At 43.0% G+C, this 18,388-nt stretch carries 11 protein-coding genes, 2 tRNA genes and 3 rRNA genes; 13 read left to right on the top strand and 3 right to left on the bottom strand.

Annotated features, from left to right (window positions below; genetic code table 11):
- Positions 1-20: 20 nt before the first annotated feature.
- Both CKV74_RS10175 and gap read right to left on the bottom strand, forming a co-directional pair.
- On the bottom strand, positions 21-1,808 hold the full coding sequence (locus CKV74_RS10175; protein WP_095177113.1) for an AMP-dependent synthetase/ligase: 1,788 nt from the start codon (positions 1,806-1,808) through the stop codon (positions 21-23).
- Positions 1,809-2,124: 316 nt separating this feature from the next.
- Entirely contained in the window at positions 2,125-3,144 is a 1,020-nt protein-coding gene (gene gap / locus CKV74_RS10170) for a type I glyceraldehyde-3-phosphate dehydrogenase (RefSeq protein WP_007241687.1), read from the bottom strand.
- A gap of 236 nt (positions 3,145-3,380) precedes the next feature.
- On the opposite strand from gap, the gene gmk reads away from it, so the two are divergent.
- From gmk to CKV74_RS10105, 13 genes are all read left to right on the top strand, one after another.
- Positions 3,381-4,013: a guanylate kinase gene (gene gmk, locus CKV74_RS10165; protein WP_007241754.1), complete on the top strand. Its 633-nt coding sequence runs from the start codon at positions 3,381-3,383 to the stop codon at positions 4,011-4,013.
- A gap of 55 nt (positions 4,014-4,068) precedes the next feature.
- Positions 4,069-4,335, top strand: a complete 267-nt coding sequence (gene rpoZ / locus CKV74_RS10160; protein WP_095177112.1) for a DNA-directed RNA polymerase subunit omega — start codon at positions 4,069-4,071, stop codon at positions 4,333-4,335.
- A gap of 107 nt (positions 4,336-4,442) precedes the next feature.
- Positions 4,443-6,563 carry a bifunctional GTP diphosphokinase/guanosine-3',5'-bis pyrophosphate 3'-pyrophosphohydrolase gene (spoT, locus tag CKV74_RS10155; RefSeq protein WP_007241555.1) on the top strand — a complete coding sequence of 707 codons (2,121 nt, stop codon included), beginning with the start codon at positions 4,443-4,445 and terminating at the stop codon, positions 6,561-6,563.
- Entirely contained in the window at positions 6,563-8,644 is a 2,082-nt protein-coding gene (recG, locus tag CKV74_RS10150; RefSeq protein WP_095177111.1) for an ATP-dependent DNA helicase RecG, read from the top strand. The genes spoT and recG overlap by 1 nt, the downstream gene beginning before the upstream one ends.
- A 30-nt stretch (positions 8,645-8,674) precedes the next feature.
- Entirely contained in the window at positions 8,675-9,466 is a 792-nt protein-coding gene (gene murI / locus CKV74_RS10145; protein ID WP_095177110.1) for a glutamate racemase, read from the top strand.
- Positions 9,467-9,782: 316 nt separating this feature from the next.
- A 16S ribosomal RNA gene (locus CKV74_RS10140) occupies positions 9,783-11,324 on the top strand.
- A gap of 82 nt (positions 11,325-11,406) precedes the next feature.
- Positions 11,407-11,483: transfer RNA gene (locus CKV74_RS10135), tRNA-Ile, on the top strand.
- A gap of 38 nt (positions 11,484-11,521) precedes the next feature.
- Positions 11,522-11,597 (top strand) — tRNA-Ala (locus CKV74_RS10130).
- 225 nt (positions 11,598-11,822) lie between these two features.
- Positions 11,823-14,720, top strand: a 23S ribosomal RNA gene (locus CKV74_RS10125).
- Between the two features lie 118 nt (positions 14,721-14,838).
- Positions 14,839-14,954 (top strand): 5S ribosomal RNA (rrf, locus tag CKV74_RS10120).
- The 16S, 23S and 5S rRNA genes sit together here with 2 tRNA genes alongside, the layout of an rRNA operon.
- Before the next feature lie 293 nt (positions 14,955-15,247).
- On the top strand, positions 15,248-16,324 hold the full coding sequence (locus tag CKV74_RS10115; protein WP_039847925.1) for a PhoH family protein: 1,077 nt from the start codon (positions 15,248-15,250) through the stop codon (positions 16,322-16,324).
- A gap of 1 nt (position 16,325) precedes the next feature.
- Positions 16,326-16,790: an rRNA maturation RNase YbeY gene (ybeY, locus tag CKV74_RS10110; protein WP_007243355.1), complete on the top strand. Its 465-nt coding sequence runs from the start codon at positions 16,326-16,328 to the stop codon at positions 16,788-16,790.
- A 139-nt stretch (positions 16,791-16,929) separates the two neighbouring features.
- A complete protein-coding gene (locus CKV74_RS10105; protein ID WP_007243265.1) occupies positions 16,930-17,709 on the top strand; it encodes a Cof-type HAD-IIB family hydrolase in 780 nt (259 codons plus the stop codon).
- A gap of 67 nt (positions 17,710-17,776) precedes the next feature.
- Here CKV74_RS10105 and leuD read toward each other — a convergent pair whose 3' ends face one another.
- Complete coding sequence (gene leuD, locus CKV74_RS10100; RefSeq protein WP_007243336.1) at positions 17,777-18,379, bottom strand: 3-isopropylmalate dehydratase small subunit; 603 nt, start codon at positions 18,377-18,379, stop codon at positions 17,777-17,779.
- Between the last annotated feature and the right edge of the window lie 9 nt (positions 18,380-18,388).

Genomic DNA, 18,388 nt, shown 5'->3' with positions numbered 1-18,388 from the left:
AGTTATTTTTAAAATGGATTTTATCGATACATTTTCTCAATGAGTTCCCGGTAACGTTCCATAATCACTTTTCGACGCAATTTTAAGGTCGGTGTGATTTCTCCAAGCTTAACGCTAAAGGCTTGTGAAAGTAGGGTGAATTTTTTGACCTGTTCAAAATGCGCCAATTCTTTTTGTAAGTTTTCGATACGTTTCTCAAACATTTTGATAATTTCCGAATGTTTGAGCAGTTCCATACGATCTTGATATTTGATGTTGAATTGTTTGGCGTATTCTTCCAAGCTATCAAAACAAGGCACAATCAAGGCAGATACGTATTTCTTGGCATCGGCGATGATGGCGATTTGTTCGATAAATTTGTCCTTGCCGATTTTGCTCTCAATGTATTGCGGTGCAATATATTTGCCATTGGAGGTTTTCATCAATTCTTTGATGCGGTCGGTAATAAATAAATTTCCCTCGGCATCAAATTCGCCGGCATCGCCGGTTTTTAGAAATCCATCAGCGGTGAAGGCTTCGGCGGTTTCTTGCGGTTTTTTGTAATAGCCTTTCATGACCATACCACCACGCACGAGGATTTCGTTATTTTCACCGATTTTCACTTCAGCTTGTGGCATTGGAGTACCGATGGAGTTGGCGTTAAATTTCAGATCATCCCAACAGGAAACGGTGGCTGTGGTCTCTGTCATGCCGTAACCGAGTTTGATATTGATGCCGATTGCGTGGAAAAACAAACCAATGGTCGGTTCTAATTTGGCGCCTCCACAAGGCATCATTTTGATACGCCCTCCGAGTAAAGCTCGTAGTTTGCTGAGTACCAATTTATCGGCTAAGGCGTATTGTTTATTCAGTAAATAAGGAATTTTTTTGCCGGTCGCACGTAAGGTTAGATGTTTTTTCCCGACGGCTATGGCCCAATGGAAAAGAGCACGACGGACGGCAGGGGCTTTTTGGACTTTATCTAATACGGCGGCGTAAATTTTTTCGTAAAAACGCGGCACCGCACACATTAGAGTTGGTCGTACTTGAGCCAACGCCGCGCGCACTTGGTTGGTGTCTTCGAGATAACAGAGTATTGCACCACGATGCAAAATATAAGCGACCCAAGCCCGTTCAAAAATATGGCTAAAAGGTAGGAAGGAGAGTGATATGTCTTGCATATCGACTTGTAGCGCTTGATCATGGGTAGCTAATTGGTGCGCTAAGTTAGCATAATCCAACATCACGCCTTTTGGCTCGCCGGTAGTGCCAGAGGTATAAATTATGGTGAATAGATCGGAGAGATTTTTGTCGCTTAATCGCTGTTCGAGTATTGCTTGATATTGTGGCTTGTCCAACCCAATAAAATCTGCCCAATGGCAGGAGAGTTTTTGCTCTTTGAGAGGAATTTGATCTTTCATCACAACAATTTTTTGTAATTGCGGACAATTTTCGGCAATTTCTAAGGCGCTGTCATACTGTTCGTTATCCCCAACAAAAAGGATTCTAACGTCTGCATGATTGAGAATAAATTCTGCCTGTTGAGCGGTGTTAGTGGCATAAATTGGCACGGTAATTGCACGAATTTGTAGTGCCGCAATGTCAGCGATTGTCCAACGTGGCATATTGTGCGCAAAGATGGCAATTTTGTCTTGTACGCCAATATCGCAGGCCAGTAATGCACGTGAGGTTTTGTCCAACTCTTCTGCGAAGTTTTGCCAGCTAATATCTTTCCATACCCCATTGACTTGGTGACGCAATGCAGTGATTTGTTTCAGATTTTGCGCTTGTTGGCGGATACGGTTAATGAAATGGAGATCTAAATTCATAATAAGTGGCTTCATTGAGCTAACAGTTGTTCGGCAATATAAAGCAAAAAAATTTAAAAGCTAGTGAAATCTTGATATTTTTTCGTATAAAAAGTTAGTGAAAACAGGAGAATGCATGATTGTGTAACTCCTCTTGAAAAAGGTTACAACTGTTTAGAAAACTCTTTGGTTATAAGCGTAGAATATCGTTATGACAGAGAGATGTTAGTTGATGAGAATTGAATGAGTTGGAACAATTACTGTATTGTTGATGCTTATTTTTGTAAGCATAAAAAAACCGCTCAAAGAGCGGTTTTTTTAGCATGCACAAATATGATTAGCCTTTGTAGTTGTAAACGTGAGCTACTAAGTCTAATACTTTGTTTGAATAACCAGTTTCGTTATCGTACCAAGAGATAAGTTTAACGAAAGTATCGGTTAATGCGATACCAGCATCTGCATCAAATACAGAAGTGAATGCGCAACCGTTGAAGTCGGTAGAAACTACAGCATCTTCAGTGTAGCCTAAAACGCCTTTTAATTCGCCGTTGAAAGTTTTACCTTCAGCTGCATCTTTAACCGCTTGTTTAATGGTTTCGTAAGAGGCTGCTTTCTCAAGGTTAACGGTCAAGTCTACAACAGAAACGTTTGGTGTAGGAACACGGAATGCCATACCTGTTAATTTACCGTTTAATGCAGGTAATACTTTACCTACAGCTTTAGCTGCACCGGTAGAAGATGGAATGATGTTTTGAGATGCACCGCGGCCGCCGCGCCAGTCTTTTGCAGATGGACCATCAACGGTTTTTTGTGTTGCAGTAGTTGCGTGTACTGTAGTCATCAAACCATCTTTAATGCCGAAAGTTTCGTGGATAACACGTGCTAAAGGCGCTAAACAGTTTGTTGTACAAGATGCGTTAGATACGATGTCTTGACCTTTGTATTCTTGGAAGTTAACACCACGTACGAACATTGGGGTGCTGTCTTTAGAAGGACCGGTTAAAACAACTTTTTTCGCACCGGCAGTGATGTGTTTACGGGCAGTTTCATCAGTTAAGAACAAACCGGTAGCTTCAACTGCGATATCAACACCGATTGCACCCCAGTTAAGGTTCGCAGGATCGCGTTCCGCAGTAACACGGATAGTTTTACCGTTTACGACTAAGTTACCGTCTTTAACTTCAACAGTACCGTCGAAACGACCGTGAGTTGAATCGTATTTCAACATGTAAGCCATGTATTCAACGTCGATTAAGTCGTTGATACCTACAACTTCGATGTCATCACGATGTTGTGCTGCACGGAATACGATACGACCGATACGGCCGAAACCATTGATACCAATTTTAATAGCCATAAGATTTTTACCTTCTTATTTAAGTTAAACAAATAGTTGTCTTGAAACGTCAAGACCATCAAGACACGTTGCAGATTATATCATGGAATGGGGTATTCTCTACCACTTTTTTGTGATCTGTTCTTCAATTGATTTTCTTTCATAAAGTAGATTTCATGGATGAAACTATTTTTTAATGATCTTATAAGAGTTTATCGGCATAATGATGCTATGTTCTGTAATAAAGGATTAATTCTATGTCTCAGGGTAATTTATATATTCTTTCGGCACCAAGTGGAGCTGGGAAATCTTCATTAATTGCTGCGCTATTAGGGAAAAATAATGGTTCTCGGAAAATGGTGTCTGTTTCACATACTACGCGTGCACCACGCCCGGGGGAAACCGACGGTGTGCATTATTATTTTGTGTCAGTGGATGAATTTGAGAGATTAATTGAAAAAGGGCATTTTTTAGAATATGCCAAGGTTTTTGGTGGAAATTACTATGGTACTTCTTTGCCAGCAATTGAAGAAAATCTGGCAAAAGGTATTGATGTTTTTTTAGACATCGATTGGCAGGGAGCTCAGCAAATTCGCCAAAAGGTTCCATCAGTCAAAAGTATCTTTATTTTACCTCCGTCTTTGACTGAATTAGAGCGTCGTTTGGTTGGGCGAGGACAGGATAGCAAGGAAGTTATTGATGAGCGAATGTCAAAAGCAATAGGTGAAATTTCCCATTACGATGAATATGATTTCGTTATTGTCAATGATGATTTTGAACAGGCTCTTGCTGATCTGCAAAGCATTTTGCAGAGTGAGCGTTTGACGTTAGATTACCAACGAAATGAAAATCGCCAGCTAATTGCTTCGCTACTAGCCAAGACGATATAACTTTAGTATCATACGCCCTCTATTTTATGTCAGTTTCAATACTTCGGAGTTAATTATGGCACGTGTAACAGTGCAAGATGCAGTAGATAAAATCGGTAACCGCTTTGATTTAATTTTGACCGCCGCACGTCGTGCTCGGCAATTACAGTTACATCAAAGTGAACCTTTGGTGCCAAAAGATAATGACAAACCTACAGTAATCGCTTTACGCGAGATTGAAAAAGGTTTGGTGACTGAAAAAATGATGGATGCACAAGAATATCTGGAAGCAGTTGCTGTGCAAAAAAATGAAGAGGTCGCAGTTGCTTTAATTAGCGAGTAAATATCTACGCAGAGGGCGGTCGATTTTTGTGATTTTTTAACTTTCAAAAAGTCCGCAAAAATCGACCGTTTTTTATTTGTCTGTTTATGCAAAAGGTTAGGTATAGTTTGGAATTATTTGCAGACTTAGATCGAATTATTCAGGGGTATTTGCCCGCCGATAAAATTGAATTAATTAAACGTGCATTCGTTATTGCGCGAGATGCTCACGAAGGTCAATTTCGTTCAAGCGGTGAACCTTACATTACTCACCCTGTTGCTGTTGCATCAATTATTGCTGAAATGCATTTAGACCATGAGGCAATCATGGCTGCATTATTGCATGATGTTATCGAAGATACCCCTTATACGGAATCCCAATTAAAAGATGAATTTGGTGCCAGTGTTGCTGAAATTGTGGAAGGCGTATCTAAACTGGATAAATTAAAATTTCGCACTCGCCAAGAAGCACAGGTCGAAAATTTTCGTAAGATGATTTTGGCGATGACTCGAGATATTCGCGTCGTCTTAATCAAACTAGCTGACCGTACCCATAATATGCGAACGTTGGGAGCGTTACGTCCAGATAAACGTCGTCGTATTGCTAAAGAAACCTTAGAAATTTATTGTCCATTAGCTCATCGTTTAGGTATTGAACATATAAAAAACGAATTGGAAGACTTATCCTTTGAAGCAATGCACCCACGTCGTTATGAAGTGCTTAAAAAGTTAGTTGAACAGGCTCGTGGTTCACGTCAGGAATTGATTCAACGCATTTCTAGCGATATTTCGCTACGCCTTGAGTATGTTGGCATTCCAAATCGTATTTGGGGACGAGAAAAGCATCTTTATAAAATTTATCAAAAAATGCGCACAAAAGATCAGAAATTCCATTCCATTATGGATATTTATGCTTTTCGTGTAATTGTGAATTCGGTCGATGATTGCTATCGTGGATTAGGACAAATGCATAGTTTGTATAAGCCTCGTCCAGGTAAAGTGAAAGATTATATTGCTGTCCCTCGCGCGAATGGTTATCAAGCTTTACAAACCTCAATGATTGGCCCTCATGGTGTGCCGGTAGAAGTCCATCTGCAAACTGAAGAAATGGAACAGGTTGCCGAGATGGGGATCACAGCCCATTGGGTATATAAAGAAGGTGGTAAAAACGATAGTACCACTGCGCAAGTACGGGCGCAACGTTGGTTACAAAGCCTGGTGGATATTCAACAAAACGTGGGTAACTCCTTTGAGTTTATTGAAAATGTAAAATCAGAGTTTTTCCCGAAAGAGATCTATGTATTTACTCCTAAAGGACGTATCGTTGAATTGCCAATGGGGGCTACTGCTGTTGATTTTGCTTATGCTGTGCATTCCGATGTAGGAAATCATTGTGTCGCTGCAGTAGTTGAACATAAACCTTATTCATTATCACAGGCTTTAGAATCAGGACAAACTGTTGAGATTGTAACTAGTGAGAATGCTCATCCTAGCGTAGGTTGGTTAAACTTCGTCGTTACTGCTCGAGCTAGAACCCGTATTCGTCATTTCCTAAAACTATTGCGTGCAGACGATGCGGTTCAAACAGGCAAAAAACAGTTAGAAATGGCTTTGAAACCGCATTATCTCTCTGAAGTTTCTGAAGATAAAATCCAAGCCGTATTGAATGAATTAAATCTCTCAAGTCTCAATGAGCTTTTTGTGGAAATCGGTGTTGGCAATCAAATGTCGAGTGTCATTGCTCATCAATTAATGGATGAAGCTATTGAAATTGATGTAGATGGCGTACCTGAAAATACGCAAAGCACACTAACGTTGAGCCGAGATGGTGCAATGAAAGCCTCTTTCGCACAATGTTGTCATCCAATTCCGGGTGATCCGATAGTTGCATTAAGCACCGCAAAGAAAGGCATAGTTGTGCATCATCAAGCTTGTTCTAATTTAGTGTCAAGTAACACGAAAGATTTCATCTCGGCGAAATGGGAAGAAGCTGAAAGTGCGGTCAATTTTGATGCCGAATTACACATCGAAATGCTTAATGAACAAAATGCATTAGGTAGTCTCATGACCGCAGTTACGACTTGCGAAAGTAATATTCAAAGTATTTGGACAGAAGAATTAGAGAATAATGTGCTATTAGTCATTATCCAAGTCGGTGCGAGAGATATCTATCATTTAGAAAATATTATGCGAAAAATCAAACAAATTACCAGTGTGATTCGTCTGAATCGCAATATTAATGAAGCATAATGAGCACGCAACTTCTTGATGCCGTTCCTTTAACTACTTTGTCTGGTGTGGGAGCGGCAATTTCCGATAAATTAAGCCGTATTGGAATTCATAATCTCCAAGACCTGCTTTTTCATTTACCTATCCGTTATGAAGATCGCACGAGAATTACGCCTATTGCCGATCTTCGTCCTGAACAATATGCCACCATTGAAGGTGTTGTCCAAACCTGTGAAGTTGCCTTTGGGCGCCGTCCTATTTTAACTGTAAGTCTTTCTGATGGAACGAGCAAGATTATGCTCCGTTTCTTCAATTTTAATGCGGGAATGAAAAATAGTTTTCAGATTGGTATGCGTGTCAAAGCGTTTGGTGAAATTAAACGCGGGCGTTTTATGGCGGAAATACATCATCCTGAGTATCAAATCATTAGGGATAATGCGCCACTGGTTTTAGAGGAAACACTCACGCCTATTTATTCCACAACGGAAGGTTTAAAACAAAATTCATTACGTAAGATAACCGATCAAGCATTGGCTTTACTCGATAAAATCCAATTAACGGAAATTTTACCTAATGAATTTAATCCGCATCCTTTTAGCCTAAAGGATGCTATTCGATTTTTGCATCGTCCACCGCCAGATATCTCATTAGATATTTTGGAGAAAGGGCAGCATCCAGCACAACAGCGACTTATCTTTGAAGAGCTTCTTGCACATAATCTTGCGATGCAAAAAGTGCGGTTAGGTACTCAGCAGTTTTTAGCGTTGCCATTGCATTATCAAACAGATTTGAAGCAACGTTTTCTTGCATCTTTGCCTTTTCAACCAACAAATGCTCAAAATAGAGTGGTGGCGGATATTGAACAGGATTTAGCAAAAGATTATCCGATGATGCGACTTGTTCAGGGGGATGTCGGTTCGGGAAAAACATTGGTAGCAGCATTAGCCGCCTTATTAGCGATTGATAATGGCAAACAAGTGGCTTTAATGGCACCAACGGAAATTTTAGCGGAACAGCATGCGAATAATTTCCGCCGTTGGTTAGAGCCTTTCGGTATTGAAGTTGGCTGGTTAGCGGGTAAGGTGAAAGGGAAAGCTCGCCAAGCTGAATTGGAAAAAATTAAATCGAGTGCTGTTCAAATGGCGGTGGGCACCCATGCTTTGTTCCAAGAAGAAGTGGAATTTGCTGATTTAGCTTTGGTGATTATTGATGAACAACATCGTTTTGGTGTGCATCAGCGTTTAATGTTGCGAGAAAAAGGCGAAAAAGCAGGATTTTACCCCCATCAACTGATTATGACAGCAACGCCAATCCCAAGAACATTAGCGATGACGGTTTATGCCGATCTTGATACGTCGATTATTGATGAATTACCTCCAGGTCGAACGCCGATTACAACAGTTGTTATTTCTGAAGAACGTCGCGATGAAATCGTTGCTCGAGTCAAAAATGCCTGTATTAATGAAAAACGTCAGGCTTATTGGGTTTGTACGTTGATTGATGAGTCTGAAGTACTAGAAGCGCAAGCAGCCGAGGCAATTTGGGAAGATTTAACGAAAGCGTTGCCGATGCTTAAAATTGGCCTTGTACACGGACGAATGAAACCGCAAGAAAAACAAGATATTATGGCTGCCTTTAAAAATGCAGAACTCGATTTGCTTGTGGCCACAACCGTAATCGAAGTAGGCGTGGATGTACCTAATGCTAGTCTAATGATTATTGAAAATGCTGAGCGCTTGGGCTTATCACAACTCCATCAGTTACGTGGCCGAGTAGGGCGTGGCAGTACGGCTTCTTTTTGTGTCTTAATGTATAAACCGCCGTTGGGTAAAGTGTCGCAAAAACGTTTACAAGTATTGCGTGATAGCCAAGATGGGTTTGTGATTTCAGAGAAAGATTTAGAAATTCGCGGCCCTGGTGAAGTGTTGGGCACTAAACAGACGGGTATCGCTGAATTTAAAGTGGCGAATTTAATGCGCGATCGTAAAATGATCCCAACCGTTCAACATTATGCTAAAGCATTAATAGTGAAATATCCGGATGTGGCAGAAAGTTTAATCCGCCGTTGGCTAAATAATCGAGAAATTTATTCGAATGCCTAAAGTGCGGTTATTTTTGAAAGAGTTTTATAAATGAATAAATCAACGGTACTTTTCTTTGATTCTGGAATGGGGGGCTTGAGTGTTTATCGGGAAGCGAAAAAGCTCATGCCAGATAACCATTATTTGTATTGCTTTGACAATGCAGGTTTTCCTTACTCAGAAAAATCAGAAGAAACAATTATTCAGCGAACATTGGATATTTGTAAAAAAATTAATCAAGATTATCCACTTGATGCCATTGTGATTGCTTGCAATACCGCGAGTACGGTGGTGTTACCACCTTTGCGTGAACAATTTTCTATTCCGATAGTGGGAACTGTACCAGCCATCAAGCCAGCAGCAGAAATCTCACAAACGAAACATATTGGGCTATTGGCAACAAAGGGTACGGTTAAACGTCCTTATGTTAATGATCTTATCCACCAGTTTGCCTCCCATTGCGTTGTTGAAAGATTAGGATCCACTAAACTGGTTGAAATTGCAGAGCATAAAATCCAAGGGAAATCTGTCGATTTGATTGCATTGAAAAATGAGTTAAGTCCTTGGACCTCAATAGAGAATTTAGATACGATTTGTTTAGGTTGTACGCACTTCCCTTTAATTAAAGATGAAATCCAAATTTGTTTGCCTCAAGTGAAAAATTTTATGGATCCGGGAGCGGCGATTGCCAAGCGTTTACAATTTTTACTTGATAAATTAGATATAGCATTAAAATTAGAAGTGAAAAATCAGGTTTTTTGTACGCAAGATTTAGAAAATAACCATCAATTAGAACGAGCATTAGCACTTTGGGGATTTGAAGGGATTAGCTCCTTAAAATGATGTTTCTTTACTCATACTGGTTGGTTTATAAGCAAATAGTGAGATATTTAAATTTTTTTGTAAAAAAAGGTTGCAAAGGATTCTGAAATCCCTATAATGCGCCCCACACAACGACGCACTGTTGTGAAACATCAAGAAGTGCGTCGTTATTTTTTGCTCTTTAACAATGTATCAGACAATCTGTGTGGGCACTTGTTGATTGACTTGATTTAAAAATATTTTTTAATTTTGAAGTCTTAATAGGTGCTTAAACTAGAAATTCATTTACTTAATGTAAAGTGACTTTAGCTAAGCAGTTTATTGAGCGATTGAACTTGAATTGAAGAGTTTGATCATGGCTCAGATTGAACGCTGGCGGCAGGCTTAACACATGCAAGTCGAACGGTAACAGGAAGAAAGCTTGCTTTCTTTGCTGACGAGTGGCGGACGGGTGAGTAATGCTTGGGTATCTGGCTTATGGAGGGGGATAACTACGGGAAACTGTAGCTAATACCGCGTAGTATCGGAAGATGAAAGTGTGGGACCGTAAGGCCACATGCCATAGGATGAGCCCAAGTGGGATTAGGTAGTTGGTGAGGTAATGGCTCACCAAGCCGACGATCTCTAGCTGGTCTGAGAGGATGACCAGCCACACCGGGACTGAGACACGGCCCGGACTCCTACGGGAGGCAGCAGTGGGGAATATTGCGCAATGGGGGCAACCCTGACGCAGCCATGCCGCGTGAATGAAGAAGGCCTTCGGGTTGTAAAGTTCTTTCGGTAGCGAGGAAGGCATTTAGTTTAATAGACTAGATGATTGACGTTAACTACAGAAGAAGCACCGGCTAACTCCGTGCCAGCAGCCGCGGTAATACGGAGGGTGCGAGCGTTAATCGGAATAACTGGGCGTAAAGGGCACGCAGGCGGACTTTTAAGTGAGGTGTGAAAGCCCCGGGCTTAACCTGGGAATTGCATTTCAGACTGGGAGTCTAGAGTACTTTAGGGAGGGGTAGAATTCCACGTGTAGCGGTGAAATGCGTAGAGATGTGGAGGAATACCGAAGGCGAAGGCAGCCCCTTGGGAATGTACTGACGCTCATGTGCGAAAGCGTGGGGAGCAAACAGGATTAGATACCCTGGTAGTCCACGCTGTAAACGCTGTCGATTTGGGGATTGGGCTTAATGCTTGGTGCCCGTAGCTAACGTGATAAATCGACCGCCTGGGGAGTACGGCCGCAAGGTTAAAACTCAAATGAATTGACGGGGGCCCGCACAAGCGGTGGAGCATGTGGTTTAATTCGATGCAACGCGAAGAACCTTACCTACTCTTGACATCCAGAGAACTTTTCAGAGATGAATTGGTGCCTTCGGGAGCTCTGAGACAGGTGCTGCATGGCTGTCGTCAGCTCGTGTTGTGAAATGTTGGGTTAAGTCCCGCAACGAGCGCAACCCTTATCCTTTGTTGCCAGCGATTTGGTCGGGAACTCAAAGGAGACTGCCGGTGATAAACCGGAGGAAGGTGGGGATGACGTCAAGTCATCATGGCCCTTACGAGTAGGGCTACACACGTGCTACAATGGCGTATACAGAGGGAGGCGAAGCAGCGATGTGGAGCGAATCCCAGAAAGTGCGTCTAAGTCCGGATTGGAGTCTGCAACTCGACTCCATGAAGTCGGAATCGCTAGTAATCGCGAATCAGAATGTCGCGGTGAATACGTTCCCGGGCCTTGTACACACCGCCCGTCACACCATGGGAGTGGGTTGTACCAGAAGTAGATAGCTTAACCTTCGGGAGGGCGTTTACCACGGTATGATTCATGACTGGGGTGAAGTCGTAACAAGGTAACCGTAGGGGAACCTGCGGTTGGATCACCTCCTTACCTAAAATTGAGTGACGATAAGTGTCCACACAGATTGGCTGATGTATTGTAGACAAAAAAAGCAAATAACGACTTTATCACCGGGTCTGTAGCTCAGGTGGTTAGAGCGCACCCCTGATAAGGGTGAGGTCGGTGGTTCAAGTCCACTCAGACCCACCACTCAACTTGAGTGAGTGAGCCGTGATAAAGTGACGAATGGGGATATAGCTCAGCTGGGAGAGCGCCTGCCTTGCACGCAGGAGGTCAGCGGTTCGATCCCGCTTATCTCCACCACGAATCATCGTTAAGTGAATTACCGAAAAGGGAATAAAGTTCATTTAACGATGATAACGTAATGTTATTTGATTGTTCTTTAAAAATTAGGAAACAAGCTGAAAACGAAGAGACTTTCAAGTCCTGAAAGGGATAGAAAAAGTCTGAGTAGAAAAAATCTTGATTGAGCAAAAGCAATCAAGTGATTAGTTGATAACACAGTCTCAAGAATTTTTGAGGTTGTATAGTTAAGTGACTAAGCGTACAAGGTGGATGCCTTGGCAATCAGAGGCGATGAAGGACGTGCTAATCTGCGAAAAGCTTGGATGAGTCGATAAGAGGCGTTTAATCCAAGATGTCCGAATGGGGAAACCCAGTAGATGAAGAATCTACTATCAACAAGTGAATACATAGCTTGTTGAGGCAAACCGGGAGAACTGAAACATCTAAGTACCCCGAGGAAAAGAAATCAACCGAGATTTCGTTAGTAGCGGCGAGCGAACGCGAAGGAGCCTGTTAGTGATAGCGACAGAGACAGAGGAACAAGCTGGGAAGCTTGGCGATACCGGGTGATAGCCCCGTACTCGAAGTCCAGGTCGTGGTACTAAGCTAACGATAAGTAGGGCGGGACACGTGATATCCTGTTTGAAGATGGGGGGACCATCCTCCAAGGCTAAATACTCCTGATTGACCGATAGTGAACCAGTACTGTGAAGGAAAGGCGAAAAGAACCCCGGTGAGGGGAGTGAAATAGAACCTGAAACCTTGTACGTACAAGCAGTGGGAGCCCTTTAAGGGTGACTGCGTACCTTTTGTATAATGGGTCAGCGACTTATATTTTGTAGCGAGGTTAACCGAATAGGGGAGCCGAAGGGAAACCGAGTCTTAACTGGGCGAATAGTTGCAAGGTATAGACCCGAAACCCGGTGATCTAGCCATGGGCAGGTTGAAGGTTGGGTAACACTAACTGGAGGACCGAACCGACTAATGTTGAAAAATTAGCGGATGACTTGTGGCTGGGGGTGAAAGGCCAATCAAACCGGGAGATAGCTGGTTCTCCCCGAAATCTATTTAGGTAGAGCCTTGAGCGGACACCTTCGGGGGTAGAGCACTGTTTCGGCTAGGGGTCCATCCCGGATTACCAACCCGATGCAAACTACGAATACCGAAGAGTGATACTCAGGAGACACACGGCGGGTGCTAACGTCCGTCGTGGAGAGGGAAACAACCCAGACCGCCAGCTAAGGTCCCAAAGTCTATATTAAGTGGGAAACGAAGTGGGAAGGCTTAGACAGCTAGGATGTTGGCTTAGAAGCAGCCATCATTTAAAGAAAGCGTAATAGCTCACTAGTCGAGTCGGCCTGCGCGGAAGATGTAACGGGGCTCAAATATAGCACCGAAGCTGCGGCATCAGTGGCAACACTGTTGGGTAGGGGAGCGTTCTGTAAGCGGATGAAGGTAGCTCGAGAGGGCTGCTGGACGTATCAGAAGTGCGAATGCTGACATAAGTAACGATAAAACGGGTGAAAAACCCGTTCGCCGGAAGACCAAGGGTTCCTGTCCAACGTTAATCGGGGCAGGGTGAGTCGGCCCCTAAGGCGAGGCTGAAAAGCGTAGTCGATGGGAAACGGGTTAATATTCCCGTACTTGGATAAACTGCGATGTGGGGACGGAGCAGGTTAGGTTAGCGCACTGTTGGATATGTGCGTTTAAGTTGGTAGGTGAGAAGTTTAGGCAAATCCGGACTTCTTTAACACTGAGAGATGATGACGAGGCTCTACGGAGCTGAAGTAACCGATACCACACTTCCAGGAAAAGCCACTAAGCTTCAGGTTTATCTAAACCGTACTGAAAACCGACACAGGTGGTCAGGTAGAGAATACTCAGGCGCTTGAGAGAACTCGGGTGAAGGAACTAGGCAAAATAGCACCGTAACTTCGGGAGAAGGTGCGCCGGCGTAGATTGTAGTCCCTAGCGGGCGAAGGTTGAACCGGTCGAAGATACCAGCTGGCTGCAACTGTTTATTAAAAACACAGCACTCTGCAAACACGAAAGTGGACGTATAGGGTGTGATGCCTGCCCGGTGCTGGAAGGTTAATTGATGGTGTAATCGAAAGAGAAGCTCCTGATCGAAGCCCCAGTAAACGGCGGCCGTAACTATAACGGTCCTAAGGTAGCGAAATTCCTTGTCGGGTAAGTTCCGACCTGCACGAATGGCATAATGATGGCCAGGCTGTCTCCACCCGAGACTCAGTGAAATTGAAATCGCCGTGAAGATGCGGTGTACCCGCGGCTAGACGGAAAGACCCCGTGAACCTTTACTATAGCTTGACACTGAACATTGAATTTTGATGTGTAGGATAGGTGGGAGACTATGAAGCAGTCACGCCAGTGATTGTGGAGTCATCCTTGAAATACCACCCTTTAACGTTTGATGTTCTAACGAAGATTACGAAACGTGGTCTCGGACAGTGTCTGGTGGGTAGTTTGACTGGGGCGGTCTCCTCCCAAAGAGTAACGGAGGAGCACGAAGGTTTGCTAATGACGGTCGGACATCGTCAGGTTAGTGCAATGGTATAAGCAAGCTTAACTGCGAGACAGACAAGTCGAGCAGGTACGAAAGTAGGTCATAGTGATCCGGTGGTTCTGCATGGAAGGGCCATCGCTCAACGGATAAAAGGTACTCCGGGGATAACAGGCTGATACCGCCCAAGAGTTCATATCGACGGCGGTGTTTGGCACCTCGATGTCGGCTCATCACATCCTGGGGCTGAAGTAGGTCCCAAGGGTATGGCTGTTCGCCATTTAAAGTGGTACGCGAGCTGGGTTTAGAACGTCGTGAGACAGTTCGGTCCCTATCTGCCGTGGGCGTTGGAGAATTGAAAGGGGCTGCTCCTAGTACGAGAGGACCGGAGTGGACGCACCACTGGTGTTCCGGTTGTGTCGCCAGACGCATTGCCGGGTAGCTAAGTGCGGAAGAGATAAGTGCTGAAAGCATCTAAGCACGAAACTTGCCTTGAGATGAGTTCTCCCAGATTTAAAATCTGTAAGGGTTGTTTAAGACTAAGACGTAGATAGGTCTGATGTGTAAGCGGTGCGAGCCGTTGAGCTAACAGATACTAATTGCCCGAGAGGCTTAACTATACAACGCTCAAGAGTTTTTGAGTGATAGACGAAACGAAGACGAGAGAAAGTTGAGAGTTTTTAGCTTGTGACTAATTTTGAAGAATGAATAGATGATAGAAAGTTATCAACGGAATATTCCGGCGGCCATAATGTGATGGACCCACCTGATCCCATCCCGAACTCAGAAGTGAAACGTCATCATGCCGATGGTAGTGTTGGGTTTCCCAATGTGAGAGTAGGTCACCGCCGGTTCTACTACTAACCCCGAGCTGAATAGCTTGGGGTTTTTGCTTTTGGGAAAGAGGTCCGGCGGAACAGCCGAATAGCTAAGGAATAGAGCAAAACCTTAATATCCAAACGCCCCCTTGGTAATCCGAGTTTTGTCTAAAATAGCATGTAACTCATTGATTTTATTAATATTAGCTTAAAATCATTTTTCTGTTGTCATTAGTTGTATGGACAACTTTTTTCCACTGATGTAAGGCGATTTAAAAGCACCCTTGATTCGGGTAGAATAGATGCAATTTTTACCCATTGAGAATAGTATGATTCGCTTTACCCTGGAACCTCAAGATAATGCCCGCCTGCAATCGCTGTGTGGTGCCTTCGATGAGAATCTCAAACTCATCGAAAAAGAATTTAATCTCAATATCTCCCGCAATAATTTCACTTTTCAACTTCAATCTAATGAATCGCAGCCGACTGCGTTTCACGAGCAATTATTGCAAAAAACGGCACAGTTGATTGAAAAATTGTATCTAGAAACCGCCCCGCTCAAAGGCAAAGTGAAGGAATTAGATGCTCAGGAAGTACATATAGCATTGCAGGAAAGCCGTATGTTGATACAAGGCGATAATGCACCGCGTGCCGAAATTGGAGTATATAGTACAACGATTAAAACCAAACGAGGTTTGATCAAGCCGCGTGGTGAGAATCAAATTCGCTATTTGCATAATATTTTAACTCACGATATCAGTTTCGGTATTGGGCCGGCAGGTACCGGAAAAACTTTCTTAGCGGTAGCTGCTGCGGTAGAGGCCTTGGAGCGACAAGAAGTTCGCCGTGTATTACTGACACGTCCGGCAGTAGAGGCAGGAGAAAAATTGGGCTTTTTACCGGGTGATTTAGGCCAAAAAATCGAACCCTATTTGCGCCCTTTATATGATGCACTCTTTGAAATGCTAGGTTTTGAGCGAGTACAAAAATTAATAGAACGCAATGTGATCGAAATTGCACCGCTGGCTTATATGCGTGGCCGAACCCTTAACGATAGCTTTATTATTTTGGATGAAAGTCAAAACACAACGGTGGAACAAATGAAAATGTTTTTAACCCGTATTGGCTTTAATTCCAAAGCAGTAATTACCGGCGATGTGACCCAAATTGATTTGCCGCGTAGCATTAAATCAGGCTTACGACATGCAATGGAAGTATTGGGAGAGGTTTCGGAACTAAGTTTTAATTATTTTGAAAGCCGCGATATTGTACGTCATCCGGTAGTTGCCAAAGTGGTACAAGCCTATGAAAAATGGGAAGAACAGGATGAATTGCGACGTGCGGAATTAGCTGCACAACGTAAGGCAGAACGGGAACTTAAACTCAATCAGGATAAGGCAGAATAACATGACAACAATGATTATTGATTTACAACTGGCCACGCAAGAAACGGACGGTCTGCCAAGCGCTGAACAAATTGAGCAATGGGCAACCGCGGCGGTGCGTCCGCAACAAGAGGGTGTGGAAATGACTGTGCGGATCGTGGATGAAGCGGAAAGCCATGAACTAAATTTAACCTATCGTGGTAAAGATCGCCCGACGAATGTACTTTCTTTTCCCTTTGAGTGTCCATCAGAAGTGGAATTGCCACTGTTGGGCGATTTAGTAATTTGCCGCCAAGTAGTGGAGCGTGAAGCTGCCGAGCAGCAAAAGCCGCTCATGGCGCATTGGGCACATATGGTTGTGCATGGTAGTTTACATTTGTTGGGTTACGATCACATCGATGAGCAAGAAGCGGAAGAAATGGAATCCTTAGAAACGGAAATCATGCAAAGCTTAGGTTTTGCTGATCCTTATTTGGCGGAAAAATAACCTTGAAATGTGACATTAAAACGCCCTGGGTTTTTTGTGATTTTTTGGAAAAATAGAATGTAACCTATTGATTTTATTAGGGGTGTAAATAAAATCTTAAACAAATGTGACATTAATGAAATTAAACTTGGAGTAACTTATGTATAAAGCGGTATTCAGTGATTTTGATGGTACTTTATTAACATCCGAACATAAAATTTCCCCAAAAACGCAGGCAGCGATCGAACGTATTACCGCGAAAGGGATTCCTTTTGTGCCGATTTCTGCCCGTTCGCCAAAAGGCATTTGGCCTTATGCAGATCAATTGGGCATGGATTTGATCGTAGCATTTAGTGGTGCATTGATTTTAAATCGTCAAGGTGAAGTTCTGTATTCGGTACAAATTGACCCACAGGATGTGGCGTTATTAAATGCTGAATTCGTTGATTTTCCAGCACTGGCGACCAATTACTATTTCTTTGATGATTGTGTGACTAATGATTTGCAAAATCGCTGGGTGCAATATGAAATCGGAGTGACTCATATTGAAATACTACAAGGAGAAAAGGGTAAAGTGTATCCAGCGCATAAAATTCAAGTAATTGGTGAGCCGGAAGAAATTTTACAATTGGAAAACCGCTTAAAAGCTAAATTCCCACATTTAAGTATTCATCGTTCCTTGGATAGTTTCCTGGAAATTATGGAAAAGTCGGCATCTAAAGGCCAGGCTGTTCGCTTTTTAGAAAGCTATTTGAATGTGACTACTGAACAAGCGGTAGCCTTTGGCGATAACTTTAATGATCTTGATATGCTTGAAAATGTTGGTCTCGGCGTCGCCATGGCGAATGCGCCTGAAGCAATCAAAGCTGCTGCCAATCGAGTGACCGCTTCAAATAATGAAGACGGCATTGCACTGGTGTTAAATGAAGTATTTGAATAATACTATACGCATATTAAAAATGCCCCGCAGAACGGGGCATTTTTTATGCAGAGAAGTTATTGGCGGATTAGCGTAAGAACGCTGGGATATTCTTCTCGTAAGCACTAATGGCATCTTCGTGTTGCAAGGTTAAACCGATGTTATCCAAGCCGTTTAACAAACAATGACGGCGGAATTCATCCAGTTCAAAGTGATAGACTTTGTCACCAACAGTGACAGTCATCGCTTCCAAATCTACATGGATTTGTTTGCCTTCATTTGCCCACACCCATTGGAAGATTTCTTCCACTTCTTCTTCGCTTAAACGAATTGGTAACATGTGGTTGTTTAAGCTGTTATTGTAGAAAATATCCGCAAAACTTGGTGCGATCATCACTTTGAAACCGTAATCGGCTAATGCCCAAGGAGCATGTTCACGAGACGAACCACAGCCAAGATTTTTACGCGCTAATAAAATGGTCGCACCTTGATATTGTGGATAATTCAACACAAAATCTGGATTAGGCTTGGTACCTTCTACATCCAAATAACGCCATTCATGGAATAAGTGTTTGCCGAAACCTACACGGGTAATGGCTTGTAAAAATTGTTTTGGAATAATCGCATCCGTGTCCACGTTTGCCGCATCCAATGGCACTACTAAGCCTGAAAGTTGTTTAAATCCTGCCATTTTCTGCTC

The organism is Haemophilus pittmaniae (genome assembly GCF_900186995.1).
Classification (GTDB): domain Bacteria; phylum Pseudomonadota; class Gammaproteobacteria; order Enterobacterales; family Pasteurellaceae; genus Haemophilus_D; species Haemophilus_D pittmaniae.
This window is presented reverse-complemented; position numbering and strand designations above follow the sequence as displayed.

Excerpts from the sequence above, each read along its gene's own strand:
- CKV74_RS10105 (WP_007243265.1), top strand. The coding sequence starts at position 16,930 with ATGTATAAAGCGGTATTCAGTGATTTTGATGGTACTTTATTAACATCC.
- ybeY (WP_007243355.1), top strand. The coding sequence starts at position 16,326 with ATGACAACAATGATTATTGATTTACAACTGGCCACGCAAGAAACGGAC.
- gmk (WP_007241754.1), top strand. The coding sequence starts at position 3,381 with ATGTCTCAGGGTAATTTATATATTCTTTCGGCACCAAGTGGAGCTGGG.
- rpoZ (WP_095177112.1), top strand. The coding sequence starts at position 4,069 with ATGGCACGTGTAACAGTGCAAGATGCAGTAGATAAAATCGGTAACCGC.
- gap (WP_007241687.1), bottom strand. The coding sequence starts at position 3,144 with ATGGCTATTAAAATTGGTATCAATGGTTTCGGCCGTATCGGTCGTATC.
- murI (WP_095177110.1), top strand. The coding sequence starts at position 8,675 with ATGAATAAATCAACGGTACTTTTCTTTGATTCTGGAATGGGGGGCTTG.
- recG (WP_095177111.1), top strand. The coding sequence starts at position 6,563 with ATGAGCACGCAACTTCTTGATGCCGTTCCTTTAACTACTTTGTCTGGT.
- CKV74_RS10175 (WP_095177113.1), bottom strand. The coding sequence starts at position 1,808 with ATGAATTTAGATCTCCATTTCATTAACCGTATCCGCCAACAAGCGCAA.
- leuD (WP_007243336.1), bottom strand. The coding sequence starts at position 18,379 with ATGGCAGGATTTAAACAACTTTCAGGCTTAGTAGTGCCATTGGATGCG.
- CKV74_RS10115 (WP_039847925.1), top strand. The coding sequence starts at position 15,248 with ATGATTCGCTTTACCCTGGAACCTCAAGATAATGCCCGCCTGCAATCG.